The sequence below is a fragment of the Aggregatilinea sp. genome, from assembly GCF_036822615.1.
Classification (GTDB): Bacteria; Chloroflexota; Anaerolineae; order Aggregatilineales; family Aggregatilineaceae; genus Aggregatilinea.
This window is the reverse complement of the sequence record NZ_DAISHJ010000010.1, coordinates 4,899-27,897: the sequence shown is the minus strand read 5'-3', so window position 1 is coordinate 27,897 and position 22,999 is coordinate 4,899. Positions and strand designations below refer to the sequence as shown.

The following is a 22,999-nucleotide window of genomic DNA, read 5'->3' as shown; positions in this document are numbered from 1 at the left end:
CTGACGCCATCCACAACGGAAAGGACAGGGTCACCCGTGAATCGCACGATTATCGTCCTGCAAGGCGACCAGACCGGCCAGGAACTGCTGGTTGAAGCGCTGCGCGTGCTGGAACCGTTCGTTCGCCCGATGGGCGTAGATTTTAAAACCTATGACCTGTCGCTCGAAAATCGACGGGCGACCAAAAATCAAGTGGTATACGACGCGGCGGAAGCGATCGTCGCCAACAAATTTGGCATTAAAGCCGCGACGATCACCCCCGGCAATCCCGACGATGTGGGCAGCCCCAACGCGATTCTGCGCGAGGCCATCGACGCCCAGGTGATCCTGCGCGTCGGGCGGCGCATTCCGCCCATGCAGCCCGTCGCGGGCGTGCACGCGCCGATCGCCGTCGTGCGCATGGCCGTGGATGGGGCCTACGGGGCCAAGGAATGGCGCGAAGGCGAGGGGCTGGACGAAGTCGCCTACCGCACCGAGAAGATCGAGCGCAAAACGTGCCGCATCGTGGCCGAGTATACGTTCCGCTACGCCGAGCGCACCGGTTCGAAAGTCTTCGGTGGCCCCAAATATACGGTCAGCCCGGTTTACGAAGGCATGTTCAAGGAAGAAATGGACGCCGCGGCGCAGCGTCACCCATCCGTGCGCTACGACCCGCAGCTTATCGACGCGACCTACGCCCTGCTGCTCGAAACGACGGGCGAAAGTCTGGTGATCCCGACCCTGAACCGCGACGGTGACAGCATGAGCGACCTCGTGCTGAAGATGTTCGGGACCATCGCCGGGTCGGAATCGCTGGTGCTGGGCTTCAACAACGACCTGGAAATGGTCTCTGTGATGGCGGAAGCGCCGCACGGCACGGCCCCGTCGCTGATGGGCAAAAACATCGCCAACCCGATGGCGATGATCCTGGCGGGCGCGTCGCTGGTCAATTACATGGACACCGAACACGCGCAGCGCCTGTCCCGCGCGATCCGCGAATCCGCGCTGGAAACGGTCTACGACGGCATCCGCACCGCCGACCTAGGCGGGCATGCCACCACCACCGAGTTCACGGACGAGGTCATCCGGCGCGTCCGGGCCAAGCTCGCCGTGTGGGAAGCCCTGGGATAAGGTCGCGCACCGAAAGAATTGCGGTCTCACCGTGAAGCTGATCCTCACCCACGACAATGCCGATTTTGACGCGATCGCATCCCTCTGGGCGGCGCATCGCCTGACGCCTGACGCCGTCCCCGTGCTGCCGCGCCGCGTCAATCGCAACGTAGAGCGTTTCCTGAACCTCTACTCGGAACTGTTCGCGTTCGTGCAGCCGGACGATCTCAAGCGCGGCCAGCCCGTCGAACATGTGACGGTGGTCGATACGCAGGGGTTTTCGACCGTGCGCGGCATGCACCCCGACACGCCGCTGCTGTTCATCGACCATCACCCGCTCACGCGTGAGATGGCCCCGCACCAGCAGTTCAGCGGCGATATCCTGGGCGCAACGACGACGCTGCTGGTCGAGCAGCTTCACGCGCGGAACATCAGGCTCGAATCCGTGGAAGCCACCCTGCTGATGCTGGGCATCTACGAGGACACGGGATCGCTGCTCTATGGCACGACCACCCCGCGCGATATTCGCTGCGCGGGGTGGCTGCTCGAACGCGGCGCAGACCTGGACGCCGTGCGCGATTTTTTGCAGCATCCACTCGTGACAGAACAGCGCGTGCTCTACGAAGCCTTGATCGAGCACGCCGAAATCCATACCGTCAACGGGCACGCGGTCGTGATCGCCTGCGCAAAAACGCACACGCCCGTCGATGAAATCGCCACGCTGGCCCACAAACTGCGCGAGCTGTTCGATCCCGGCGCAGTATTCGTGCTGGTCGCGCTCGATGGTGACATTCAGCTCGTGGCGCGCGGCACGACCGACGACATCGACGTGTCGCGCATCGCAACGCACTTCGGCGGCGGCGGGCACAGCCGCGCGGCGGCGGCGCTGATCCGGGCGCGAGAGTTATCCGGCGTGCGCGAGGAACTGTTGAGCCTGCTGCCGCAAATCGTCACGGCCTCGGTGCGTGTCAGCGCGCTGATGTCGCTGGGTGCGCAAACCATCGACGCCGGAGAACGCGTCGAAAACGCGGCGTCGCGGATGCAGCGCACCGGCTACGAGGGCTTCCCCGTGCTGGAGCGCGGCAAACTGGCCGGGCTGCTCACCCGCCGCGCCGTCGATCGCGCCATGAGTCACGGCATGGGGCGGCAGGCCGTGCGTCACATCATGGAAGCCGGGCAGATCACCGTGCGCGCCGAGGACTCGATCGAAGTGTTGCAGCAGCGGATGATGCGCTCCGGCTGGGGCCAGATTCCGGTCGTGGATGACCGCAACAAGCTGATCGGTATCGTGACGCGCACCGACCTGATCAAGATGTGGGGCCGCCACCCCGACGATCAGCGCCGCACGCAGATCGTCAAGAAGCTCCGCGAAGCGCTGCCGGGCGGCCTGTGGACGCTGGTCGAAGTGATCGCCCAGCAGGCACAGGACCGGCACGTTGGGCTGTACGTGGTCGGTGGGTTCGTACGCGACCTGCTGCTCGACCAGCCGAACGTGGACATCGATTTCGTGGTCGAAGGGGACGCCATCGAGCTGGTGCACAGCATCCAGCAGGCCTATGGCGGCGATATGCGCAGCCATGCCCAGTTCGGCACGGCGAAGTGGCTGCCTGACGAGGCGGTTGCGGCCCAACTGAACGTCGAATACAGCAGCGCGGATTGGCCCGCCTCGATCGACTTCGTGTCGGCCCGCATGGAGTATTACGAGGAACCGACCGCCCTGCCCACCGTGCAGCGCAGCTCGATCAAGCCCGACCTTTACCGCCGCGACTTCACGATCAACACGTTGGCGATCCGGCTCGCGCCGGAACCGTTCGGGGATCTGCTCGACTTCTACGGCGGGGAACAAGACCTGCGCGACGGTGTGATCCGCGTGCTGCACAGCCTGAGCTTCATCGACGATCCCACGCGCATGATGCGCGCCGTCCGGCTGGAACAGCGCCTCGGCTTCACCATCGAAGCGCGCACGGCGGAGCTGATCCATGGCGCGCTGCCGCTGCTCGATCGTGTCAGCGGCGACCGCATCCGGCACGAGCTGGCCTTGATCCTGGCCGAAGCCGAACCGCTGCGCGCCCTGGCGCGGCTGGAACGGCTGGACATTCTGGCGCAAATCCACCCCGATCTGGTGATCGACGAGTGGGTGCGCGCCTCATTTTACGCGCTGCGCTACGCCCGCGAGCACCATCTGTGGCCCTCGCTGGGCGCGTTCGATAACTGGATGCTCACCGCTGTGGCGCTGCTGGTAGGACGCCTGTCTCAGCCCGAAGTGGAGTCGCTGGGCCAGCGTCTGATGTTCAGACGCCTGTACCTCGATCACGTGCAGGACGCGCGCACGGCCATCGCGCATCTGCCTGCCTTGAGCGAGCCGCTGCCGCCCAGCGCCGTCGTCGCCCTGCTGGAACCGCTGGATGAAGTGGGCTGGCTGGCCGCGTGGGCTGCCGCGCCCACCGCCCAGGCACGCCGCGCGATCGAGCAGTTCGCGCGCGAATGGCAGTTCGTCAGGCCAAGCATCGATGGGCGCAGCCTCCGGGCGCTCACCGGCCTGAAACCCGGTCCGGCCTATGGGCCGCTGCTGCGCCGTCTGCGCGCCGCCTGGCTGGACGGCGACATCGACAGCGCGGAGGACGAACAGGCCCTTTTGGAACGTCTGGTAGCCGATCTACCCGATGAAGATCCGCCAACTGGCACGGGTTGATCGCCCTATTTTTGCCCAGAGTTAGGACATTCAAACTGTTGGAAGAAACTAACACTTGTAAAATGTTGTTAACGTGAGTATCATCTCGCGCACTCAACGTCCGAAATGAATAACGTGGAGGTAGCAGTAACCGGTATGTCAGTTGGAACGATCGACCCCATTCAGATCACACGGTGGCGCGGCGGGCAGCACCCCACTCTGGAAAAGATTACCCGTCAAATGCGCGAAGAAGGACTCCGGCCCTACGTGTGGTCGAACACCCCCAACTTTCGCTACCCGGTTCGCAGCCACGGTTATCACAAAACGCTCTACTGCATCCAAGGCACCCTCGAACTGATTTTCCCTGACAGCAAACAACGCGTGACACTCAAATCCGGCGACCGCATCGATCTGCCGCGCGGCGTGCGCTATGGCACGATCGTTGGCCCGGCGGGGACGCAGTGCATCGAAGGCAGTCACGTCTAGCGCCAATCGGCGTATTTTCAACACTCCCATTTTGATGTACAGTACCCGGGATGCAGTCATTCGCTCATCCCGGGTCTTTTTTTGACAGGGACCGCACACGGCCCGCCTGATGGAGTGTGAGCTATGCCGCGCCTGTTCCGCCGAAAGTCACAAGACGAAGAGTACGACGAAATCCCGTCCGATGCCGAGCTGACATCGGAGGAGGTTGGAGCGCCAACCGCCGATCTGCTGCCTTACGAGGACGAACAGCCGCCCCTGGTGCCGTTTGTGCCGGTCGAAAGCGAGCGCAGCTACACGTTCGAGCCGTACGACAGCTTCGTGGAGAACGACGAGGAAGAAGCCGACGATCTGGCCCCCATCGAACCGATGCACCGCGCCCGCACCCGCCGCTTCCGCCTGGGCAGGCCCCATATCGCGCGCCCGCATCTGCCCCAGCCGGAACTGCGCCGCCCCACGTCGCCGGTTCGCGTCCAGTTTGGCGTGCTGTTTCTGGCGCTGGCGCTGGTCGCGTTGGGCATCTTCGGCACGCTCATGAACCGGGGCGACATCAGCGGCGACCTCCGTGAATGGTGGCCACTGGTCGTGATCGGTGTGGCAGTGCTGTGGATGCTTGCCGCGCTCGTGCAGCGCCGGATTCCCGCGTTCCTCGGGGCCGCCGGGCTGGCGGGGATTGGCATCAGCCTGCTCATGGACACGCAGGATGTCGCCAGCGTCAACGAAACGCTGCTCGGCGTAATGCTGGTCACGCTGGGATTCGGAATCGTCGTGCGCGGATTCGTGCTGCGCCAACAGTCATACGGTTAGCGGCGAGACAGTCGGGCCAGTGTCTCAGCAGCCGGGCATAAGCTGCGGCTGGAAAGTCCCTGCCAGGTTGGGTATTATCCTCGATTGAATCGATAACGGGCTGTTTAAACTGGATGCGCCGTGTGAAATCGATTCACCCAGAGTATGGGTCAAAATGCGGCGAGCAGCATCCAAATAGATGTAATTGGTAGTGTAAGGGCTGGAGTGTAGGTGTGGAATCTTCGAACGTCACCATCGGCTTGGCTTTTCTAGCGGGTCTCATTTCGTTCGTTTCGCCGTGCGTGCTGCCGCTCGTTCCTGCCTACGTGGGTTACATGGGTGGGCGCGTCACGCGGCAGGCGCAAGATTACAACGCACGCCCCTCGCTCGATCAACGCTTCGGCACGCTGGTACACGGCCTCTTTTTCGTACTCGGTTTCACCATCTTTTTCGTGCTGTTCGGCCTGCTGACGACCGCGGCGGTCTCATCCCTGACGGCGCTCGGCGTCACCGAAGGGGACGTGCGCGACGGGCTGGCGCGGGTCGGCGGCGCAGCCATCATTCTGTTCGGACTGCACGTCAGTGGCCTGCTGCTGCGCATCCTCGGCACGCTGCAAGCGCGCGCGGCCCGGCTCGACCGGAACCCGTACGCCAACCTGATCTCGGCGCTGATTATCGTCGCATTCATCGGGATTACGTGGTGGTTGTTCGTCGAGTCGTGGTTCCTGACGCTGGTCGTCGTGCTGGTGCTGATCCAGTTCTTCCACGAGGCGCTGAAAGCCGATACGCCGGGCCAGTTCTGGTCGCGCATTGTCGAGCGGCTGCAGGTCACGCTCTACACGGACACCCGCCGCCTGGACCAGCCAAAGTCCCAGGCCACCTACCTGAACTCTATGTTCATGGGCGTTGTGTTTTCGGCAGGTTGGACGCCGTGCATCGGTCCGATTTACGGATCGGTGTTGATCACCGCGGCGACAGGCGGCCTGGACTCGATCCTCAAGGCGGGACCGCTGATGCTCGCCTACTCACTTGGGCTGGGCATCCCGTTCCTGCTGACGGCGCTGGCGCTCAACCAGTCGCAGGGCATCTTCCGCCGCTTACAGCGCAACACACGTACCATCGAAGCAGTCAGCGGCGTATTTTTGATGCTGGTCGGTGTGGCGGTGTTCACCGGGCAGCTTCAGCGGCTTTCTACAGTTGGCAGCAAGAGCGGTTCGTTTGCGGAGCTATCCGTCAACATGGAAAACTGCGCAGTGGGCGTGGTTCAAGGCGACGTCGCACCCGGCAGCTTCTTTTCGTGCATCGGCAGCGGGACCAAAGAGAGCTTTTACGTTGCCGCCTCCCGCGACGTAACGGGTGTGGACCCGGATGATGCCGCCGCCCCGGATGCTGCGAATATGGATAATGCGGGTGACAACAGCGCCGCCGATGATGTCCCCACCGGCCTGGCGATCGGCCAGCGCGCGCCCGATTTCACCACCCAAACGGTCGATGGCGACACGGTCTCACTCTCCGACTATCGCGGAAAGGTCGTGCTGCTGAACTTCTGGGCGACATGGTGCGGTCCATGCCGTGCGGAATTCCCCTACTTCCAAAGCCTCTACGCTCTCCACGAGCCGGATTTCGTCGTCCTGGGTGTGGACTACCAGGAAAGCGCAGATACCATCACCGATTTTACGGATGATCTCGGCATCACGTTCCCGCTGCTGCTGGACGAAGATGGCGCGATCAACGGCGACGTGTACGGCGCGCGCATCCAGGGCTACCCCACCAGCTTCCTGATCGACCAGAACGGCGTAATCGTGGCCTACTACGTGGGCGAAATGAACATGACGCAGCTCAACCAGGATCTGAGCGACACCCTAACCAGTTAACTGCCTATCACAAGGATATCCAGATGAAAAACCCGCCCGTCCGCAGCGAAGCCGAGCTGAATCGCCTTGTTCGCATCAACCGCTGGGTGCTGCGGCTTTCGCGTCACTGGCTGGTAATCGCGCTCCTATTCCTGTTTCTGTACATCGGCCTCTCGTTGACGGCCCCTGTCCTGATGAAAGCAGGCGCGGAAGGCCCGGCGAACCTGATCTACACGATTTACAGCCCGTTGTGCCACCAGTTTGCGTTCCGGTCGTGGTTCTTCTTCGGGGATCAACTCACCTACCCGCGTGAGGTTGCCGGATCGGACCTGACGCCGTTCGAAGTCTACGCCGCCCGCGATCCCCACTTCGCCGGGCTGGACCTGTACCAGTGGACGGCAGACTTGCAGCTCCAATCGCGGTCATTCAAGGGCAACGAGGAAATGGGCTACAAAACGGCCCTGTGCGAGCGCGATGTTGCCATCTACGGCATGATGGCGTTGGCAGGCGTGGCTTTCATCTTCGTGCGGAAACGCCTGCGCCCTGCCCCCGTGTGGCTTTATGTGCTGCTGGGCCTGGGGCCGATCGGGCTGGACGGCTTCAGCCAGCTTTTAAGCTACCCGCCCTTCGAATTGTGGCCCGTGCGTGAAACGCTGCCGATCTACCGGCTGCTTACCGGCATGATGTTCGGCCTGATGAACATCTGGCTGGCATTCCCCTATCTGGAGATGTCCATGCGTGACACGGCAGACGCAGTAGAAGCGAAACTGGCACAGGCCGAGCAGCGCCTCAGCGAACTCCGTGCGCGCAGCATAGGATAGCACGCAGCACAGTTACACGAATCAGATAGGTTGTTACGCAGGGAAACAGCCCACAGCAAACCACCCGCAAATGCGGGTGGTTTTTGTTCCGGCCAATTGCCTTTCAATAGACCGAAGCGACTCACAAAAAGACCCCGGCAGTGCCGGGGTCTTTCAGTTTGAGCGGAGTGGCTAGCCTTCCACGGAACCACCACCAAACGGCGTGCGGGTCGGTGTGGGTGATGGCGTATAGGTCGGCGTCGGCGTCTTCGTCTTCGTCGGCGTGTAGGACGGCGTCGGCGAGAGAACGACAGGCGTGTTCGTCGGAACCGGCGTATTGGACGGCGTGTACGTCTTCGTCGGCGTATAGGTCTTGGTCGGCGTATACGTCTTCGTCGGCGTGAACGTCTTGGTCGGCGTGTTCGTCTTCGTCGGTGTATTCGTCCGCGTCGGCGTGTTGGACGGTGTGTACGTCTTGGTCGGCGTGAACGTGCGCGACGGCGTATAGGTCACGGATGGCGTGTATGTACGGGTCGGCGTCGGCGTCCGGCTCGGCGTGTAGGTCGGCGTGAACGTCAGCGTGCTGGACGGCGTATAGGTTACGGTCGGCGTATTGACCAAGTTCTGCTTCGTGCACGACGGATCGCCATCGAACGTGAAGGTGGTCGCGTTGAAGTCCGACTTGTATACACCCAGGTTATCGAAGTCCGTGCTTCCGCCGCCCAGGTTGGTGAACACGAGCCACACGTCGAGGCTTGAGCCTGCGTCGATCGAAGCCGACGTAATCCAGCCCGTCCCGCTGCTCGCGTTTCCGATCACCGGCGGCGTAGCATCACCGGAACCATTCGTCCCGTTCCACACCAGGATGTTCGACGGGTCCGACGCCCCCGTTCCGCCCGCATTCACCCGATCCAGCAGGTACGACTTATCATCGAAGAAGCTCCGATTATATGTATCCCAGTTGATCGAGAACCCGGTCATGCGGCCCGGCGTCGAGCCGTTGTTGGTGATGCGATACTGAACCACGCCACCGGATAGGAAGCTCCGCAGCGACAGCGAGTAGTCGGAGCAGACAGGCGTCGGCTGGGGTGTCTCAGGCGTAGACGTCGGCAGCGGCAGGTCAGCTAGTTCCATCGCGCAGTCGTGCGTGTCGCCGCCCCACTGGGTCGAGAAGTACAGAATGGTGCCGGTGAAGTCGCCCGTGCGGAAGCGCGAGTTGAGATCGGACGGCCCGTTGCGGAAGCTCATCTGCCACGTTGCATTCCCGGCGTCGAGCCGCCGCTCATCGTAGTTTGGCGCGCTGCTCATCCAGGCGTACGGATACGGGCTGTTGCTCATATCCACGATGGCCGTTTGAGGATCAACGCCGCCGCTGTCGTGACCGGACCACAACGCAACCCGGCCCACAAACTGCATTTCAGCAGCATACATATCAGGATAGGTCGACGTGCGCTTCCACTGGGTCACAACGCCGGAGAGGAAGAACGGCGCGCTGCCCGAATTCACGAGTGCCACCTGCAGCGAATCGCCAACCAGCACGACAGGATCGACTTGACGGAAGGTCAGGTCGGTGCACAGCGGCACGCTGGTCGGTGGCTCAGTTGTATCCTCGATGATCGGCGTGAAGGATGGCGTAAACGTCCACGTCGGTGTAAAGGTGTTGGTCGGCGTAAACGAGGACGTTGGCGTGCTGCTGGGCGTCCAGGTCGCACCGACCAGGTTACCGGGCAGATTCACGACGCGGGTCGAACGGAACGACTCGTTGATCATCACGCGGCGCGCCTGGAGCGGGATATAGTCCACCAGACCCAGCGGCGTAATGAGCGGATGGTTGAAGAACACGATAATTTCGACGGCGTCACCAGGACCGCCTGCGTCATACTGGTTCGTGCCGTTTGGCTCACCGGACGTGATGTCGCAGTGCCGCTCGGTGCGATCTGCGCTCATCGTATAGCGCTTATCGCCAACTCCATCCAGCGGGGGCCGCGAGCTGCACATCCAGACGTGGAACCAGCCGCGAGAGTCTTCATCCACGGTTTCGGAGTTAACGTCACTGCCGGTATAAGGATTTGTGAGGCCAACGATATGTTCGCCATCGGCCATCGCCAGCCCCTCAGCGCCTTCACGCGCCCGCTCAATGATAGAAGGCAGGCGCGCTAGGTCGGACCGCAAGCCCTGGTCTTCGACCTGAGCAGGATCACAGTCACGACCCCAGTGTGCGACAAACAGCGGATCGGGATCGGTCGTGCAACCAACCAGCGTATCGAGAATATGCTGCCGCCGGATTTCGCTGCCTTCTTCTTCGCCCGGCACTTCGACATAGCTGATCGCGTCAGCGACACTGTCTTCGTCCCACTGGCCGGTAATGGCATAACGAGCAGCCGTGCGGGCCGCATTTTGCAGCGTAATCCACGCGTGGAAGATACGCGCAAACTCAATCACGCCGAACATCAGCATCAACAGGATTGGCAGCGTCAGGGCAAACTCAGCCATCGTTTGCCCCCGGCGGCTCCGCGCTGGTGTGCTATTGTGTTCCTCGGTCGGGTTCATCAATTAGTCCCCCTTACTCACAACGCGCTAGCGCCGGGCCGGTTACCGCGAGATGCGGGTGAACATACGGCTGGCAATCTGCTCAAATACACGCAGAAGGTCTTGCTGGTTTTCCGCGTAGTAGTACTGGCCACACTGCTCGGTCGCGCCCAACGGGTTCCCCATGTCGTCTGTGCACGGATCTTGCTCGCCCAGATCAGCCGCGGACACCGAGCTATTCAACAGATGATCGTCACGCCAGTCTTGCTGAATGTCGTTATCGATGGTGCCGTTATCGCCCGCATCCGCAATGTAACGCAGCAGAGGCGCACCGGTATTGGCAGTGATTACTTCTTCACCGAACGCAATCGAGTACATGGCGATGAAGTTGCCGGGCTTGTTGTCCGCAATTTCGATCAGGCCCGCAAAATCAGCCATGTCGCGCGCATAGTCGTCAGCATCGTAACGCCCGCTTTCGCCACACTCGACATTGCCGGTTTCCTGCTGGAGATCGGAATTCAGGCAGAAGTGGCGCGAGGTTGCATTGTCGTCGTTGCAGGTCGGTACGTCATACTCAACCTGCGACTGGCCGTTGCACTGAGGCCACGGTTCAGTCGTATCGTCATCATAGCCCAGGAATGCTGGCTCAGCCCCTTCACTGACAAAGGTTTGGCGGCAGAAGGTCCACCACGGACAGTATCCATATTGGCCATACACACGTTCAGGGACACCACCATAGCCTGCAGGTACTGCCGCACTCGGATCGGTTGCATTCGCTGCACCGTCACTCAGTACGATCATCACCCATACTGCTTCACGACGGATGTCGTCAGGATCGGTCAGCGCGCTGACCGCACCACGGATACCGCCACCAATGTTCGTATTACCACAAGGTCCAATGCTCTCATAGGAGTAAGGCCGCAGATGAGGTTCAGTCGCGGGATCAGCACCTAAGTCAGACCAGTCAGCCCAGGTAATTTTCGACCCTAACTCCTCTTGACAAATATCCCAGTCTTGCCACTGATTCGGATTAATCCACACGCCAATCTTCTGATCCAGCGTTGAAATCGCCACTTCTTCACTATTGATCAGGGGGCGGAAGGTACTGCCAGCACCGTCAGGATCGTAGATCGTACCGTTGCGGTCGAAGGTCACGAACACAACACGGTCGCCGCGCACGAAGTCAAGACGCTTGATGAAGAGACGGGCGGCGTCCTTCACATCCTTGAACGGCATACAAACCAGGGTGGTATAGTTAAAGTACTCTGATTTCTCGCTTGGATCGCGTGGGTCAGCATCATAGCCTAACCAGTCGGTCTGCGGATTGCTGCCGGGCAGCACGCCATTTTCGGCGGGACCGTCGTACAGTAAATTCCCGTTGGTATCATGCCAGATCTGGCCGTTCGGGACCGTCACACCGTTACTCTGTTTGGAACCGTCACCAACATACCCCTGGCCAACGTCATTGCAGCACCCACCCCAACGGAATGTGGTGTTTGAGCCGAGATAGCCGCCGAAACAACGATCGTAAAGCTGCGTGGAGAATTCACCGGACCCCTGGTTCGAGTACTTTACAAAGGTATCTTCCTCACCAGCCGGGACCGAATAAGTGGGTGACTGAAGATACGTGTACTTCGACATGGATTCTGACGTGTCGATCACCAGGGCCACGTCGAGCACCGCCGTCTCAGAAAGGGAGGTCGCTTCAAGGATGAAGTCGTCAAAACCAAAAAGCTTCAGAAACGAAGTTGGTGACGTAATCTGGGCGCTGACACGCACCAGCTTGCGCGGGTCCGACCAGTTGCACAGTTCCGTATTGCCCATCTGAGTCGCAACCGGAACGAGCTTCCCCAACGCATCATACTCTTCGGGATGCGCACCCTCGCCTTCCCACGGACCTACGCCCTGACGCCACTGGTAGACGTCCGTTTCGCACGTTTCGACGAGGACGGTGTCCGGGTCGATGCCGTGGAGCTGGATGTACTGCTCAGCAGCCATCGTCACTTCAGCATAGTCGGTTCCTTCACGGATCTGCCCGGCAGCGGCGATAGCCGCCGCGTCCACGGCGCGGCGCAGCGCCGCGTAGCGCACAAACATCATCGCCACGTCCGTGACCAGCCCCACAAACGCAATCAGAGCCAAAAAGGCAATCGCCAACAGCACGATCGACTGCCCGCGCTGGCTGCGCCGGAACCGTCGAGCAACTGAATTCTGAAACAGTACGTTCTTCATCAGCATCTACCTATCTCTCGGACTGGGGCACGCCGCTTACTGGTAATTAGAAGACAAAGGCACAGTCGCGTTGAGCATGTCCAGTTCCGCGCCGGAGACCGGGAAGAATGTCCAGACATGGATATAAGGACCATCGCCGAGCGGTCCCAGGTTGAACCAGGGCATTCCGAACAACTGGTGATGCTTCCAATCCATTTCCACCAGCACCATACCGAACTTACGCATGTTCTCGATTTTTTCCATGCGCTCGTCTTCATTGGTGATGTTGGTGAAATTAAGCATTTCCTGAACGTCAGCCGTGCTGAAGTCCGATCCCAAACAGGCCAACCCAATGGCATCATCCTCAGCAACGTGATTGCCACGCATCACATAGCCGCGAACCTCATCGCTTGTTGAGTCGTAGTACTCCGAAAACTCACCGGGATCACCGGCATCTCCGTCAGGCCCGTCAAGTACCCCGGCGCCACGCCAGTCAAACGGATCGGGCTCACCGGAGCATTCGTTCGTGTCGGGCGGGAAGCGGCCAATGATGCGAACTTCCATACCTGTAGGGTCGCCATCGTTGGGGCTGGGGTCGATAACGGCATAAGAAAACACCGAGACGACGATGTCATCGGTGGTGCTGTCAAAATCGAGGGGAGCCATGTTGCGCAGGATCAGGCACGAGACGTCGTCATAGAAGCCATACTTCGAAAACTCAGCGCCCGCAGTATATCCCCAGGCGCTCAAATCCCTCCACGGCCAGGAGGAATCGGGATCGGCAGGATCGACGTTGTAGTCTTCCCCTTCGATCGAGTTGAATTTCTGGTCGGTAAACTCGCAGTCCATCGCCTGGTAACGTTTTTCCTGGTGCGGCCACCAGTCAACAAGCGGGTCCAGAACCGCACCGCGACGTCCGGCTTCACGGACATTATCGAGCAGCACCATATAGTTATTGGCGAACCAGCCCACTTCCACCAGCCCCATAAGCATCACCAGCAAAATGGGAACCGACAGGCTTAGTTCGACCAGACTTTGGCCGCGAGCGCCCGCAGGTGCGCCATCGAGGATGGCAAGCAGTCGACGACATCTGGCTCGCATGGTCTCACCTCAGATCAGGACATCCAGGCAATACGTGAGAGAGGAAGAGCGCGAATTGATCCTTCGTCGCGCTTTCCTTGATTGAATAATACCATAGATGCCTTGGCGGCCCTGTATTCAATTGTGAGGAGTTTATAAAGATTTGTTAGCTGTGTAGAAGACCGACTTACACCTGTCGTTCGGGGTACAGCACCAGTGCATTAACCATATAACCGCGACCGTGAAATGAGAGAATAATCGACGGGCGATCGGGGTCCGTTTCGATCTTACGACGCAGGTTGCGGATATGGTTACGCACCAGGGCGGTGTCGCCCGTTCCCGCCGGATATTGCCACAGATCTTGCAGCAGCGACGACGCGGTATGCCGCACGGCGGGATGGCTGCACAGGTGCTCAAGAAGCTGGAACTCGGTGGGAGTCAGTTCCACCATCCGCTCATCGACGGTGACGCGGTGGCCGTCTGGCTCAAGGAGGATCGAAGGCGTGTTGTTCAACTGCTTATCGCCGGAACGCCGCAGCAGCGCGCGGACGCGGGCGCTCAGCTCGCGCGGGACGAATGGACGGCGCACGTAGTCATCGCCGCCCGAATCAAGCGCGCGCGCGACGTACTTCGCGCCGTGATTCGCGCTGACAAACAGGATCGGTGTGTGCTCTACGACGGGCGTGCGGCGCAGCCGCGAACACAGATCGTAGCCGCTCATATCCGAAAGCTGGCTGTCCAGAATGATCACCTCAGGACGCTGTTCAGCAGCTAACTTTATTGCGCGCTGGCCCGTCTCCGCTTCTATGACGGCATAACCATCATAACTGAGCACTGTGGAGATCTTACCCCGCGTCTCAAGATTGCTATCAACAACCAATACCTTACGAACGGAAAGTTTAGACTTGGTCATGTCCCCAGCCTTTGATACAGCGTCTTTCTGGATTTAGTATACGCGACAAAAGGCGCTTAGAAAGGCCGGAGCTATGAAAGTCTTGTGAAAAATCTTTGACAGTGCGCCGGGTTATCCGGAGATCATATATCCGACCCCATGGATCGTGCGGATCAGGCGCAGTTCTTCCTCGCCCTTTTCCAGTTTTGCCCGCAAATTGCGGACATGCGCACGGACCAGATCGGGATCGCCGGTATTCGGCGGATAGTCCCACACCGCTTCCAGCAGGTGCTGGGGCGAAAGGGCCTGATTGTTGTGCTCCATGAGGTACCGCAGCAGGCGGTGTTCGGTCGCGGTGAGCTGAATCGGGGGGCGCTCGCCAACGGTCGCCTGATGCATGCTAGAATCCAGATGCAGCGAGCCGATGTCGAGCGTCGGGCTGGCAGTAATCACGTTACGCTGTGTGCGGCGAATCAAAGCACGGACACGGGCGATCAATTCGGCCACTTCGAAGGGCTTGATGAGGTAATCGTCGCCGCCAGCGTCCAGGCCCGCCACCACATCATCGGTCTGGCCGCGCGCCGTGAGGAACAAAATCGTCAGGTCGCTGTAGCGATCTTCCGCGCGGATCTTGCGGCACACCGCAAGGCCATCCAAACCGGGCATAATAATATCAAGCACCAACAGATCGGGTTGGCGGTCGGCCAGCAGCCGCAACGCGTCAAACCCTGAAGTCGCGCGACCTACTTCGAACCCCTCGCGGCTGAGCGCCCGCGTCAAAGTACCCAGGACTTCGGGATCGTCATCCACCGCAAGAATATAGGGTGTCGTCATAATACCTCTTGTCCAGCGTATACGGGCAACGCAATCACAAAACGCGTGCCTTCATTATATTCACTCTCAAAAGTGATGCTACCCTTGCACTTTTCGACAATCTGCTGACAAATGTGCAGGCCAAGCCCGGTCCCTTCGCCCACAGGCTTGGTCGTAAAGAATGGATCGAAAACCTTTCCGTGGTGGTCCTTCGCAATCCCCGTCCCGTTGTCCCACACAATTATACGCACGGCGCCGTGTTCTGCGTCGTTTTCGGATGTAATACCGATCTTCGAGTTGGGCCGGTTGGCGACGGCATCGCGCGCGTTCAACAGCAGATTCAGCCACACGTCTTCCAATTCACCCCGAACCGCCGACACGCCGGGCAGGTTATCCTGCAAGCTGACGACGAGGGCGACACTACCCTGCTCCACGTGACCTTTCACCAGCGTCAGCGTGTTGCGAATGGTTTCGTTCACGTCGATCTCATCGACGGTGTCGTCCGGCGTGCGCTGGCGGGCCATCGCCAACAACCGCCGCACGACTTCGTGCGCGCGCTTGCCCGCGCGCGACACTGCTTGAATCGGCTCCAGATTCGGATCGTTGGGCGGCAGGTCTTGCAGCACCATTTCCGTATCGCCCAAAATCGTGGTCAGCGGGTTGTTAATCTGGTGCGCGATCGCCGCGGCCAGCTCGCCCATCGCGGACAGGCGTGCCGTCTGAACCAGCTTACTCTGCGTCAGGTGCAGCTTTTCCAGGCTGAGTTCCAGATCGCGGTAGAGGCGCGCATTCGCCAGCGCGTTGGCGGCTTGCAAAACGAGCGCCTGCGCCAGTTCGACTTCCCGGCGAGCAAACTGCCGCTCGTGCAAAGCATCAGTCAAGACCACCACCCCAGCGGTCTGGCCCTTAATAATCAGCGGTACAACCAGCATCGCTTTGCCCGAATTCTCTTTGATCAGCGTTTGCATATCCGGCGTAAGGCTGCCGTAAACGGCCTTTTGCTCGTCCAGAATACGCTGAAGCTCGGGAAAACGCTCAAGTTTGAGGCTGGGTGCGCCATCCGACCAGATCGCCTCGCCGTACGACAGCACCGTGTTGAACTGGTTGCGCGCGGCATTCCACAGCGCGACTTCACACCAATCGGCCTTCGCCAGATCCATGATCTGGTGCGCGACGTGCAGCAGATACTGCTGGCGCTGCGTTTTGCTCGACCCAAGCAGGCTTGCCACGGCCTGCATCCCAAGCTGCTGGATCTGGCCGGTGATCGCCTGAATCTCCGAAACGTCCGGGGAAGCGTGAATGTGCGTCAGCGTAACCATGCCGATCATGCGATCGCCCGTGAACAGCGGGATATACATCGCGCTTTGGGCGCAGTAGAAATGCGGCATCCACCCCGCCAGGGGATGATCGGCGTGCTGCTTGACCGGCTCTACGTGCACCGGCAAACGCTTGGCGAACGCTTCCTCGATGGTGCGGTTGGTCGCCATCGGCAGCGCAGGCCCGTCCGCAGAACGCCAGCGCGCCCGGTAGTACACCGCCAGCGTATCCAACCGCTTGGCTTCCTGCTCCCATTCCCCGATGTAACACTGATCGACTTCCAGCGCGCTGATCAACTGGCCCGCGATGGTCGCCAGCACGCGGTCGATAGCCAGGGTCGAGTTCGCCGCCTCGCCCGCGCGAACCAGCGTGCCCAGGTCGCGGGTACGGATCACGCTTTCTTCGTACAGCCGCGCGTTTTCGATGGCGACCGCCGCATGCGCCGCCAGATCTTCCAGCAGGCTTTTATCGTGCTCGTTGAAGGTACGCGCCGCTTTTTTGTTGTTGACGCCCAGCACGCCCACGATCTGGCCTTTGCTGGACATCGGGACGTAGAGCAGCGACTTCACGAGGTATTCCGTTTTGACCTTCTGCCAGCCCTGGTCACCGATCAGGATCGGGCTGCCGGAACGAAAAACCTGCCCCGCGAGGGTGTCTTGCGTCTTGACCCGGAAATTCTGCGCGATTTTGTTGTCGATGCCTCTCGCTGCGCGGATATAGAGGGCTTTTTCCTCGTCGTCCGGCAGGAGCAGCAGACCTTCTTCCGCACCGCTGAGGCTGACCGCCGCCTCCACGACTTCGGTCAGCAGCACGTCCAGGTCGAGCACGGAGCTGAGCGATCGCGCCAACGAAGACAGCGTGCGCTGCTCGATGAGCTGGCGCTCAAGGCGCTCCTGGACCTCGACAGCGCCCCCAGACAGCGCCATTGGAGCCGTGTCAGCAATGGAGAGGCGTGCTGCCGCAGCAGGCGGAACCTCCGTCTCGTTGCGCAGAGCGGCGCGCACTTTGCGCAGCAGCGTTTCGCGGTCGAACGCGCGCGGCAGATAGGCCAGCGCGCCATGCCGCAGCAGTGCTTCAGGGGCCGGATCGCCCTCGCCAGCCACGACCAGCCATCGCACCGGAGCGCCGGGCAGCGTGTTCATCTGTTCGACGAGTAAATGTTGTTCGCGGTCCTTCATATTCGCGTCGATCAAGGCCAGATCGAACTGGCCTGTTTCGAGCGAAAACAGCGCATCTCCGACGTTATAGGCTTTCTGCACGTTGTAGCCCGCGGCTTGAAGCAGTTGGGCCGTTTCGGTCATACGGTCAGGGTTATGTTCCGCGACCAGAATGCGAGCGGCATTAATGTTCAGCAAAAAGTCCATAGGACACCCTGCCCGCGCAGTAGCTAGAAGGCCGCAGGCTGCATCCGTACCCTTGCCGCCGGGGGAAATCCGGTCTGCCAGCCTGATATGGCAGCGTGCGGCGCAGCCGTGAGGGCATGCAGCATTGAGCGGTCCCGTATATGTGTTTTAGTCTGGCCGTCTACCGGCCACGTACCGGTGCTTCAAAAAGCGTTTTGACCCTGCCGGGGCAGGCAATCGACCTAAAAACAGTCATATTTGAACATATTCGAACAGTGTATGCTTGTTTTACCCCAGAATCCTTAAGAATGTAAACTTCTTTTTTAAACTATTTACAAGTTATATGATATACACCTAAGAAAACTACCAACACAGACTTTCTGACCAAACAAAAAACACCGCCCCATAAGCAGCGGTGTTCAAAATCTCTCTACAAACACCACAAACTCACTGGCTTAATCTGGACCGGCGGCGCGCGAGATCGTCCTCGACAGTCTGCTCGTTCATCTGCGCGGACGCATCGTCAGAGGCGGCGGGCTGCCGTTCGGAGCTTTCGAACGACTGCTGGATGCGCTGCAACCGGCCCGCGATCGACTCCTTGAGGCGGTTGTCTGGCGCGGTGGACGGCTGATTTTGGCTCTGAACCTGCGCGAGGCGGGCTTCCAGCGTATTCACACGGCTGATCAGATCTGCCGTATAGCGGCGGTGCTGGTCCAGTTCGGCGCGGCGGAAGCTAGCCTGCTGCTGTGCGCCCTGCATCTGGCGGATGGCATGGCGTGCGCCCGCGTCGTCGCCCTGGGCCAGCGCCTGATCGGCGCGCTGATCCCATTCCGCGGCTTGCCGTTCCAGCCCGGCGATCTCGGCGCTGATGCGATCCTCGTCATCGAGCGCGCTGTTGACCTCGGCGCGCAGCGCTTCCGCCTGACGTGCCGCGTCTTTGCCCAGCTTCGGAGGCTGGTCCGAGCCACTGCCGAATACGCCGCGCACACTGGAACGTATAAGCACATTGAATTTATCGGTTAGTTTCGCCATAAGTGTAATTGTACCTACCGCGAGAGAGGCGTGCAATGCGCACGCGCGATTCATAGGTGGCACAGCGCCCCAGAACTGCCTCGACGGGCCGTCCGGCGGTGCGCTATAATCGCAGCGAACGGAAGAGGAAAGGATAAGCGTGTGAGGCGAATCAACGGCAGCGGCCCCGTATACTACCAGTTCGAGAGCCTGGCCGGTCACAACACCCTCACGCACGGGATCTTCACGCGGCTGGGCGGCGTCAGCGCCGCGCCGTGGTCGTCGTTGAACCTCGGCGGCACGGTGGGCGATAATCCGCACGCCGTCAACGAGAATCTTCAGCGAGCCTATCACGCGCTCGATCTCGACCCGGCGCGGGCGTGCACCGTTTGGCAGGTACACAGCGCCGATACGGTCCTGGTGCACGCGCGGGCGGACAACCGGCGCTGGCTGGCGCGCGCCGATGGCATGATCACCAACCAGCGCGGCGTGCCGCTTTCCATGCGCTTTGCGGACTGCACGCCAATCGTGCTGTACGATCCCGACCACGACGCCATCGGGCTGGCGCATGCAGGCTGGCGCGGCACCGTTCAGAACATGGCGGGGCGCATCGTGCAGGCGATGCAAGCGGCGTTCGGCACCCAGCCGGAAGCCCTGCTCGCCGGAATCGGTCCGGCCATCGGCCCGGACCGCTATCAGGTGGGGCCGGAAGTCGTCGAAGCGACTGCAGAGGCTTTCGGCGGCACGGATGGACTGGTGCACCGCGCGAGTGATGGCAGCGCATACCTGGATCTGTGGGCCGCCAACCGGACCGCGCTCGAACGCGCGGGCGTACGGCAGATCGAGATCGCGGGGATCTGCACGGCCAGTCACACGGACGAGTTTTTCTCTCATCGCGCCGAACGCGGCAAAACCGGGCGCTTTGGTGTGATGATCGCGCTGAGGGAGTAAACTTAACCGGATGGAAACACCAGATACGATCGAAGGACGGCTCGCGGCTGTCTACGACGAGATTCGCCGTGCGTGCGCCCGCGCGGATCGCTCGCCAGACGACGTGACGCTGATTGCGGTCAGCAAAACCCACCCGGCGCAGGTCGTGGCGGAAGCTGCCGCCGCAGGCCAGCGGCGCTTTGGCGAAAATCGCCCGGAGGAAGCCATCGGCAAAATGGCCGAGGTCGCGCGGCTGTGCGACACGCCGGTCGAGTGGCACTTAATCGGGCACGTGCAAAGCCGCAAAGCACGTTACGCGACGGAGGGTTTCGCGCTGGTGCACTCGCTCGACAGCCTGAAACTCGCCGGGCGGCTTGCCCGTATATTAAGTGAGCGCCAATCGCAGTTAGACGTGCTGCTGGAGATCAACGTCTCCGGCGAGGCCAGCAAAGAAGGCTGGCACATGGCGGCATGGCGCGACGATCCGGCGGTTCGCCGGGCATTGTGGGACGATGTAACCGCGCTTCTGGCACTGCCACAGCTCCACATCCGCGGCCTGATGACGATGGCGCCCATCGTGGACGAGCCAGAACAGGCCCGGCCCGTATTTACGGCGCTGCGCGAGCTGCGCGACGCGCTGGCGGAAGAGTTTCCCGCCACCGATTGGTCGCAGCTCAGCATGGGCATGTCGGACGATTACCCGGTCGCCGTGGAAGAAGGCGCGACACTGGTACGGGTGGGACGCGCCATTTTTGGCTCGCGCGGGACGCCATAGCCCGTGCAATTGAACGGCGCGCGACTTTACCGTGTACTATGATAGGCTTTGCACTGTGAGGAGAACGAACCTTGGCCGAGTTGGTTGCACTATTCATTCAGCTTTACTCGATGATCATCCTGGCGCGTGTTTTGATGAGCTGGGTCCAGATCGACCCCAGCAGTCCCCTCGCCCGTACCCTGATCGATCTGACCGAACCGGTGCTGAAACCGATACGAGATTTGATGCCCCCTGCCGCCGGACTTGACTTTAGCCCCATCATCGCTATCATTTTGCTTCAAGTCCTGGGACAGATCCTGGTGCAGATGTTTGCGTAAGTGCTAGCCGGCGCGGCCCATCACCGCCCGGGTGCGAAAGGGAACAGCATGCCGCGCGAGTTTAATATCACCGATGCTAAGCGAGGCGCTGCATTTGCGGTGATGGTGATCGATGCAGCCGACGAAATTGGTGTCGTCGGGGTGTTGCAGGATCGGTCGATCCAGATCAGCCTGACCGAGCCGCTGGCAGGCGGCTATGCAGATGCACAACTCATCAAGTTCCTTGCCAGCGTGCTCGACGTCCATCCCTCCCAAATCACGATCGTGGCCGGGGAAAACCAGCCAAAGAAGATTATCAGTGTGGATGGCATTTCTCCGAGCTGGATCGACGAGCGGCTGTTAGCCTGACTGGCATTCTCGATCCCGCTCCCGCGAAGCGAGGTGGGGCGTGTCTGAGCGAGCAAAACCTGCGCCGAAATGGCTGGCCGCGCTGGTGGGTATTGTGCTGCTGGCGGCGGGCTGTGGCGGAGATGACGCAACGCCCGGCCCCGTGCCGACTCGCACGCTTGTGCCGCCAACTGCCACGCTGACGCCGCTTCCTTTGCCATCGCAAGCCACCCTGCCGCCCACTGCGACCGACCTTCCGTCCGCGCTTGCCATCGGCGTGACCCCCACCCCTGTTAACGTTCTGGAAATTCCCGCCGATGCCGAGGCGTTCATCCTGCAAGCAATGGACGATCTGGCAAGTGCGGGCAGCGTCGACCGCAAGGATATCCGCCTGCTGAGCGTGGAAGCCTTCACATGGCCGGACACGGCGCTCGGCTGCGCGTCCCGTGGCGCGGGCACGACCGACGTCAGCAGCGCCATCATCCCCGGCTACCGCATTTTGCTCAGCACCGGAAACCGCATCGTGGTGTATCACACCGACCGTGAGGACACGATCTTCGAGTGCGACGATCCCGGCTGGTTGGCCCAGGAAGGCAAGCCGCTGCCGATCGATCCCGTGGCCGGGTCGATGGCCGAGCTGGTCACGCACGACGCCGCGCAGCGGCTCGGCGTGCCGGACGCGCAGATCGATCTCGTCGGACTGCTGGCGGTGGACTGGCCGGATACAAGCCTGGGCTGTCCCAAAACCGACGTCACGTATGACGAGGTTATCACCCCCGGCTATCGCATCGTGCTGCGCGGGGCTGCGCAGTCGCTGATCTACCACACGAACATCCGCGACTTCGTGCTGTGCGCGCCGGAGGACGAGATTCTGCCGGAAATCCTCAGCGATGCGCTGCCGATCCCCGCGCCGGACGCGACGGCAGAGATCAGCGGGCAGTAAATCAAGCATTATCCGCCGGAAAAAACGAGAGCATGCCGTCTGGCATGCTCTTTTTGTTGCGAACGCCTGTGAAACAGCTTACTGATTGCGCTGCCCTTACGCCAATCCCGGGAGCGGTTCCCCGGTGCGGAACTGGATCATCGCCAACGCCTGATAAGCGGCGCTGCGCACCTCGGGATGCCGGTCGCGCAGGGCGGCATAGAGCGGCTTAAGCGCCTGGAAGTGCCCCAGCAGGCCCAGCGTCGAGGCCGCCATCACTTTGTACACGGGCTGACCTTCTTGCAGAACGCGTACCAATACCTGCCGCGCGTTGGACCCGGCGGGCACACCTTCGCCGCGCTCTGCCGCCCACTGGATCAGCCACGTCAGCGAATCTGCTTCTGGATGGGCGTGCGGCCCCTCACGCGCGGGCGACTGCGCTTCCATGAACGCTTCTTCCGCCGCCGCGCGAACGTACCACTGCTCGTCTTCCAGCATGGCACGGTAGAGCGCCGTCAGCGCCCAGGGAGCCTTCACGCGGCTGAGGCCGTACACGGTCGCGCGGCGAATCATGATATCTTCCGCCTGGATGCCGTCGCGCAGAATGGCATAGCCCACATCGGGGATCGCGGCCAGGGCTTCGGCTACGGCGCGGCGCAGTTCTTCCGTGCCATCCAGAAGTCCCTGCACCATCACTTCCAACGCGGCCTCGGTCCCGATCGCCCCCAGGGCCAGCCCGGCGGCAAGCTGTACGTTGCGCTCGGAATCCGTCAGCATGGGCGCGAGATCCTTGACGGCTTCGGGGTTGCCCAGCGCACCCAGGCCGATGCACGCCAACTGCCGGATCTCC

At 61.2% G+C, this 22,999-nt stretch carries 19 protein-coding genes; 11 read left to right on the top strand and 8 right to left on the bottom strand.

What is annotated here, in order from left to right; all coding sequences use genetic code 11:
• Positions 1-36: 36 nt before the first annotated feature.
• From V7116_RS05395 to V7116_RS05370, 6 genes are all read left to right on the top strand, one after another.
• A complete protein-coding gene (locus V7116_RS05395; protein ID WP_324390868.1) occupies positions 37-1,110 on the top strand; it encodes an isocitrate/isopropylmalate family dehydrogenase in 1,074 nt (357 codons plus the stop codon).
• Positions 1,111-1,141: 31 nt separating this feature from the next.
• Positions 1,142-3,781, top strand: a complete 2,640-nt coding sequence (locus V7116_RS05390; protein ID WP_324390867.1) for a CBS domain-containing protein — start codon at positions 1,142-1,144, stop codon at positions 3,779-3,781.
• A 135-nt stretch (positions 3,782-3,916) separates the two neighbouring features.
• Positions 3,917-4,246 carry a hypothetical protein gene (locus V7116_RS05385; protein WP_324390866.1) on the top strand — a complete coding sequence of 110 codons (330 nt, stop codon included), beginning with the start codon at positions 3,917-3,919 and terminating at the stop codon, positions 4,244-4,246.
• Between the two features lie 123 nt (positions 4,247-4,369).
• Complete coding sequence (locus V7116_RS05380; protein ID WP_324390865.1) at positions 4,370-5,050, top strand: hypothetical protein; 681 nt, start codon at positions 4,370-4,372, stop codon at positions 5,048-5,050.
• 212 nt (positions 5,051-5,262) lie between these two features.
• A complete protein-coding gene (locus V7116_RS05375; protein ID WP_324390864.1) occupies positions 5,263-6,903 on the top strand; it encodes a cytochrome c biogenesis protein/redoxin in 1,641 nt (546 codons plus the stop codon).
• Positions 6,904-6,926: 23 nt separating this feature from the next.
• A complete protein-coding gene (locus V7116_RS05370; protein WP_324390863.1) occupies positions 6,927-7,703 on the top strand; it encodes a DUF2085 domain-containing protein in 777 nt (258 codons plus the stop codon).
• Positions 7,704-7,874: 171 nt separating this feature from the next.
• Here the strand turns inward: V7116_RS05370 and V7116_RS05365 are convergent, their stop codons facing one another.
• From V7116_RS05365 to V7116_RS05335, 7 genes are all read right to left on the bottom strand, one after another.
• Positions 7,875-10,175 carry a TadE family protein gene (locus V7116_RS05365; protein WP_324390862.1) on the bottom strand — a complete coding sequence of 767 codons (2,301 nt, stop codon included), beginning with the start codon at positions 10,173-10,175 and terminating at the stop codon, positions 7,875-7,877.
• 99 nt (positions 10,176-10,274) lie between these two features.
• Complete coding sequence (locus V7116_RS05360) at positions 10,275-12,449, bottom strand: TadE/TadG family type IV pilus assembly protein (RefSeq protein ID WP_324390861.1); 2,175 nt, start codon at positions 12,447-12,449, stop codon at positions 10,275-10,277.
• 30 nt (positions 12,450-12,479) lie between these two features.
• Positions 12,480-13,523: a TadE family protein gene (locus V7116_RS05355; RefSeq protein WP_324390860.1), complete on the bottom strand. Its 1,044-nt coding sequence runs from the start codon at positions 13,521-13,523 to the stop codon at positions 12,480-12,482.
• A gap of 166 nt (positions 13,524-13,689) precedes the next feature.
• Positions 13,690-14,415: a response regulator transcription factor gene (locus V7116_RS05350; protein ID WP_324390859.1), complete on the bottom strand. Its 726-nt coding sequence runs from the start codon at positions 14,413-14,415 to the stop codon at positions 13,690-13,692.
• 111 nt (positions 14,416-14,526) lie between these two features.
• Complete coding sequence (locus V7116_RS05345; RefSeq protein WP_324390858.1) at positions 14,527-15,228, bottom strand: response regulator transcription factor; 702 nt, start codon at positions 15,226-15,228, stop codon at positions 14,527-14,529.
• A complete protein-coding gene (locus tag V7116_RS05340; protein ID WP_324390857.1) occupies positions 15,225-17,888 on the bottom strand; it encodes a GAF domain-containing protein in 2,664 nt (887 codons plus the stop codon). Before V7116_RS05340 ends, V7116_RS05345 begins: the two co-directional genes overlap by 4 nt.
• Positions 17,889-18,314: 426 nt before the next feature.
• Positions 18,315-18,899, bottom strand: coding sequence for a PspA/IM30 family protein (locus V7116_RS05335; protein ID WP_324390856.1), 585 nt, complete (start codon positions 18,897-18,899; stop codon positions 18,315-18,317).
• Positions 18,900-19,040: 141 nt separating this feature from the next.
• Between V7116_RS05335 and pgeF the strand changes: the two genes are divergently transcribed.
• From pgeF to V7116_RS05310, 5 genes are all read left to right on the top strand, one after another.
• Positions 19,041-19,829, top strand: coding sequence for a peptidoglycan editing factor PgeF (gene pgeF / locus V7116_RS05330; RefSeq protein ID WP_324390855.1), 789 nt, complete (start codon positions 19,041-19,043; stop codon positions 19,827-19,829).
• Between the two features lie 10 nt (positions 19,830-19,839).
• Positions 19,840-20,583, top strand: a complete 744-nt coding sequence (locus V7116_RS05325) for a YggS family pyridoxal phosphate-dependent enzyme (protein ID WP_324390854.1) — start codon at positions 19,840-19,842, stop codon at positions 20,581-20,583.
• 71 nt (positions 20,584-20,654) lie between these two features.
• Entirely contained in the window at positions 20,655-20,900 is a 246-nt protein-coding gene (locus V7116_RS05320; RefSeq protein WP_324390853.1) for a YggT family protein, read from the top strand.
• A 48-nt stretch (positions 20,901-20,948) separates the two neighbouring features.
• Positions 20,949-21,248, top strand: a complete 300-nt coding sequence (locus tag V7116_RS05315; RefSeq protein ID WP_324390852.1) for a DUF167 domain-containing protein — start codon at positions 20,949-20,951, stop codon at positions 21,246-21,248.
• 40 nt (positions 21,249-21,288) lie between these two features.
• Positions 21,289-22,170: a hypothetical protein gene (locus V7116_RS05310; RefSeq protein ID WP_324390851.1), complete on the top strand. Its 882-nt coding sequence runs from the start codon at positions 21,289-21,291 to the stop codon at positions 22,168-22,170.
• 96 nt (positions 22,171-22,266) lie between these two features.
• Here the strand turns inward: V7116_RS05310 and V7116_RS05305 are convergent.
• A partial coding sequence (locus tag V7116_RS05305; protein ID WP_324390850.1) for a HEAT repeat domain-containing protein occupies positions 22,267-22,999 on the bottom strand: 733 nt, incomplete at its 5' end.